The 5,463-nt window shown below is 51.7% G+C and carries 2 protein-coding genes; one reads left to right on the top strand and one right to left on the bottom strand.

The annotated features are described in order from the left end of the window. Positions 1-5 precede the first annotated feature (5 nt). On the bottom strand, positions 6-3,926 hold the full coding sequence (locus H7A81_RS25400) for a hypothetical protein (RefSeq protein WP_182059115.1): 3,921 nt from the start codon (positions 3,924-3,926) through the stop codon (positions 6-8). Positions 3,927-4,506: 580 nt separating this feature from the next. On the opposite strand from H7A81_RS25400, the gene H7A81_RS25395 reads away from it, so the two are divergent. Next, the coding region (locus H7A81_RS25395) for an MFS transporter (protein WP_182059114.1) at positions 4,507-5,463 on the top strand (957 nt) is incomplete at its 3' end.

Raw genomic sequence — 5,463 nt, 5'->3', positions numbered from 1 at the left:
AATCCTCAACTAACCGTGACAGAGAAGTTTAGCCGAATGGTCGTCTTTTGCCGATTATGCGTTGCAAGGACACGCCCCACCCGCACCTCTCCACCCGGCCACCCTCTTTCTCCCTCCCCGCCCCTCTCCGCCCCCGTATTCACATCCCCCACCACGCTGCCTGACATCAGTGCAATGCGGTCGTTGGTCGCGCCGCCCGCCACCACCTCAATATCCGGGAAGGTGGCGCTGATTTGCCCCTGGTTGATAAACAGTGTTTGCCCTCCGCGCAGATCAATCACCGGTGAGACTTTACTGTTTGAGACGATACTGCCCCGGTTAATCACCTCACTGGCGGTGTCAGTGACAATCGCCGATCCGCCACTAAAGTCATACACACCGATAAAGCCTTCGTTGATCACTCTGCCGGTCGTATTAGCGCGTACGCCGGTAGTATTGGCACCCGAAAGGAAAATGGTGTAATTGGGACCGAGGGTCAAATCGTTGTGGGTGACAGAACCATCTTCATTAGCAAACAGATAGCCGATGCCGGGCGCGTTGGTCAGGCTGTTGCTGCTGACGTTGATATAAACATGGTCGTCATAGCCGAACGACGTTGCCGAGCGAATGCCATTACCGCCATTGACGTCCAGTCGCACATAATTCAGTGCAATATTGCTGGTTTCAGCGCGGTTATTAATAAGATTGCGGGCACCACTCAATTCCACATGATCGGCGATAAATCCTGCGGCACCGTTATCAATCAACACCGTGTCTGCGTCACCGCTGGACCAGATATTGCTGCTATAACTGTTGTACTGTTCGCCTTGCCCATCACCAATAATGCTAAGCGAGCCACCATTGCCGACACGAATGGCAGCCGTCCCTTCGGAATAAATTTGCCCGCTGCTCTGCCGATAAGTTGACGCTCCTGACGAAGCATCCAACGCCACACCTTTGTAGGCAGAAATAGAACCACTGTTGACCAGAAGGCCGCCATCCGTCAGTGCCACCGCGCGGCTGTTGTCGCCATTGACGGTGATGGTGCCCTGGTTATCAATATTGCCGTAATTGCCAGCGCTGAATAACGAGATATTCTCAGCATCCGTGGTCAAATTGCTGCTGTTTCTAATACTGCTCAAACCTTCAAGCGCCTGATAACCGATTTGATTGGCAGCATGGAATGCAATTTGACTGCCTTCACCAATCACTACCGTTCCGCCATTGCCCGCCTGCGCGCCTACCGCATGTTCACCGTACAGATTGATGGTGCCATTTTGGTAGAAATAAGCTGCGTCCCCAAAAGCTACGCCGCCCACGGAAGGCTGTGTCACGCTGGCATTGCCGGCGGAAACATTGATCGTGCCGTTGTTGGTCGCACGAGCGCCAACCGAATAGGTATAACCCTCGGTGTAAAGCCCGCTACTGCCATTCGTGATCGACACAGTGCCATTGTTGGTGGCATTCCCGCCGAGCGAGCCAATCCCCACCGTGTTGCTGCCTTCCAGCGCGATATCACCGTTATTGATCAGCTGCCCAGAGCTACTGGCAATAAAACCAATCTGCCGATCCTGCGAGCCATAGATATTGGCATTGTTAGTCAGCAGCGTGTTGGTGTAAGGCAGCGTTGTGGAGTTGGTAATATTGCCATTGAGGTCGGTACGATTGCCTTGTACCTGTGCCACGATGCTATGTATGCCATTCATATTGACGGTGGTTGCAGCGTCAATCGTGCCCTGCGCAGCACCCTCAATACGCAACCCGATGCCATTTTCGCCGAGATTAAAGATGGCATTGCCAGTGCTGACCGTGGTGTTATCACCACTGCCCAGGACGGCGGTGGAAAGGTTGCCGTTTGAAGTTAACGTCATGCCACTGCCATCAAAGCTCGCGCCATCCTGCACACGAAAGATGGATGCGTTATCTCCCGTTACGCCGTAGTGGCCATTCTCGGGCAGTAAAATTTTTGCGTTCGGCCCCATAGCGAGAAAGGTGATTTGATCGGCACCGCTATTACCCGTGGGTAGAGCCGCCTGCGACACATTCACCGTGGCATTGCCTTCCGCGCGTATCCCAATCGCGCCAACTCCGTTTAAGGTGATCGGTCCGGTGATATCTGCTGAAGCAACGCCGCTATCGATACCCTTCACCCATACTGCGGTGTTACGTGTCCCTGTTGTGACATTTGCATTGCCAGAAATATTGATTGGGCCACTCGACCAGGCGTGCGAAAGAGCACCGTCATTCGCCGTCACCAACAGGCCGGTACCGTTATCGCCATTCAGGTTAATCACTCCGGCATTGCCCACCTGACCGCCGCTGCCAGAGTCCATCACCGCCAGTCCAGTGCCGCGACCATTGACATCAATGACGCCATTATTCAGGGTGACGGCATCCGCGCCGCCAGACACGCTCATCGCCGCGCCGCTTTGTACGCCCGAATCCATGATGATGTGGCCGTTGTTGACTGCGCTGTTGCGACCCAACTGAAGGATACCGGTGGCGCTATCCAGCATAACGTCAGACGTTGCATCACCGGGATGATTTTGCGGCGTACGACCAAGATAGATTGTGCCGTTGTTAGTAAAGGTGCTCGCATCGCCGCTCAGCGTCACCGCTGTTGCACTGCCGTTGTCGCCGACCAGATTGATGGTGCCGTTATTCACCCCTTCGCTGTTATCCAGCACAACGGCTGATCCCGCGCTGTTGATAATGCCGTTGTTGATAAAGTGACTATCACTGGCATTTACCGCTAATCCGTTAATGCCGAGCGTGCTGTTATCAATGCCACTCCCATCGGCGTTATTAAAGAAACCGCTATTAATCACACCGTTGTTGATGCCGCTGCTGCCATTGGTTAATACCAGAGCATCATTATCGGTGATTCCGCTGCCGGTACTGGCGAGCTTGCCGTTTATGGTTGCGGTAGCGCCATTGTCCGCACGCATGGCCCCGCCATTGGCATTCGCGACCTCAAGGGTTTTTCCTGCCTCAATGGTGGCACGCGCATTGGCACCGTCAGCACTGAGCACCACGCGTTCGCCTATTGGCAGAAAGGCTTCATCGTCATCCGGGGTATTCACTCCCCACACCACCTGCCCACTGCTGAGCGTCACTGCTTTATTAAATTCGTTGTTGTAGTCAGCGGAACTAATTTGGCCATTCTGCAGTTGCTCAATCAGCCAGTCGTTGTAATTTTGCAGGTCGCTCAACGACGTCACGTTAAAGTCGGTGGTGTCGCCATACAGGCTGGTCACACTGAATGCGCCATTATACGCCACCAGATTGTCCACATTCAGACCCCACCGCGACACGGCAGGAATCTGCGTGGCGGTGAAAGTGATGCGGTTATCCGAATCCCAGTTCATGTTGCCTTTGTTGCTGGCAGTGAATAAGCGGCTCTGCTTTGCAGCCATCTCCCAACCATTTGCCACCGTGCTGGCTCCCTCAGTGCCTAGTTGCACGTTGATAGTGCCATTACTCACTGAGGCAACACGCGCATCAATGTACTGCTGATTCTTCACCTCTTCGAAATCGGTGACCAGGGTGCTGCTATCGACCGGCGCGAGATTGCTTAACGCGGCAGTGTTGTAAGTCTGGAAATTGCTGTAAGAGCGGTGATCCTCATTAGGCACAGAGATCGTGAAATCCTGCGCCCCCAGACTCAACCTCTCTTTTCCTAATAAGTTGTTATCTGTCACCAACCGGCCTTGATCCTGTAACTCGCCAATGGAGACCTGCAATTCGCCACTTTTACCCGGCGTAAATTGCGGCAACCCCGTTAGCGATTGTGTGCTGCCGTTGCACACGCAAAACACCCCCACTTTGTTGTCATTTTTCGCAGGGTCAAAGGGTTGAATAACGGCGGCATTGGTTTGCATCGCAGGAATCATAATGCCTTGTGCAGCCAGCAAACTGATAACCAGCGGTTTTAATTTAAATAACATCCTTTCCTCCAGAGAGAAAATAATATTTTTCGCGCGGCAAAAACTAATACCGCGCATGACGATTGGTTTAATAAACGTGAGAACAAGAATGGAGAGCCTATTATGTCGAGTTATCTCATCATTTCGTAAAGAAAACGTCTAGCTGGAGTTAAGGTGAACAGGTAGGCTTAAGTCAAATTAAGAATTAACCCTTGAAAATCAGCAGGTAACACGGAATAACTTAATGACTTCATCTTCATTTATATCAATGCATTAGTCTAAATTTAAAGTCCATTCATTACTGGGTTTATTGAGGTTTATATCTTCTCATTATCGATATTCGCAGATAACAGAAAAAACAATTTCCCAGTGAAATAGATCCATTCTATTTTGAATGTTAATGTTATGAAGATTAATAAGCGCAGCGCTGTAGCGGGTCGGAAATAATTGACTCAAAATTGATATGCTGTCGATTCTCGAAGGCAGGAATCAAAGATAGGATGTAAATTCGCGCCATCGTAAATTTGTGATCGTTCGCGCAACAAACCAACAAACATCCTTGTATGGTAGCCTAAAATTATAAACCTGCAGGATTTTGACTATGGCATCTTCCACTTCTACTCAGACCCAAACGGCACAGGGAAATCACACCTCACTCATTCGTCGTGTCGCCAGTGCTTCGGCGATTGGCACCGCCGCGGAATATTATGATTTCTTTGCCTATGGTACGGCTGCAGTGCTGTTTTTTGGCCACCTGTTCTTCCCCAGCCACGACCCTTTGATCAGCACCCTTGCCGCATTTGCGACTTATGCGGTTGGCTTCCTCGCCCGGCCGATTGGCGGCATTGTTTTTGGCCATATTGGTGACAAAGTGGGACGTAAAAAAGCGCTGGTGGCCACCATCCTGATAGTGGGTCTCGGTACTTTTTGTATTGGCTTGCTGCCAACCTATGAAAAGATCGGCATCTGGGCACCGGTGTTGTTGATCGCTATTCGCCTGCTGCAAGGTTTTGGCGTGGGCGGCGAACAAGCTGGCGCGGTCCTGATGACCGCAGAATATTCGCAAGCATCACGTCGTGGTTTTTTTGCCAGCTGGGTACAAATCGGTGCGCCGGTTGGGTTCCTGCTGCCGCTGGCACTGTTCGCGATTCTTAATGCCTCCCTGAGCGCGGAACAAATGATGCATTGGGGCTGGCGCGTACCCTTCTTACTGAGTGCAGTGCTGGTCATCGTGGGTTTGTTTATTCGTTTACGCATCGATGAATCGCCAGTGTTCGCCGCCATTCGCGCAACCAAGGCCGCCGAATCGCGTCCGTTAAAAGAAGTGATTCGCGGTAATCCGAAATTAGTCATCAATGGTGTGGCGGCTAAATTAATTGAAGCTTGCGCCTTTGCCCTCTTCACGGTGATTATCCTGGCGTGGGGCAAAGCCAACAATCTCGACGCCGGCATACTGATGAACAGCATGATCGTAGCGGTGATTCTCGAGGTATTTGCCATTCCGCTGATGGGGGCGTTATCCGATAAGATCGGTCGCAAACCGGTATACATGATGGGT

Origin of the sequence: Pantoea sp. ME81 (assembly GCF_903970985.1) — a bacterium.
GTDB classification, from domain to species: Bacteria; Pseudomonadota; Gammaproteobacteria; order Enterobacterales; family Enterobacteriaceae; genus Pantoea; species Pantoea communis.
This window is presented reverse-complemented; position numbering and strand designations above follow the sequence as displayed.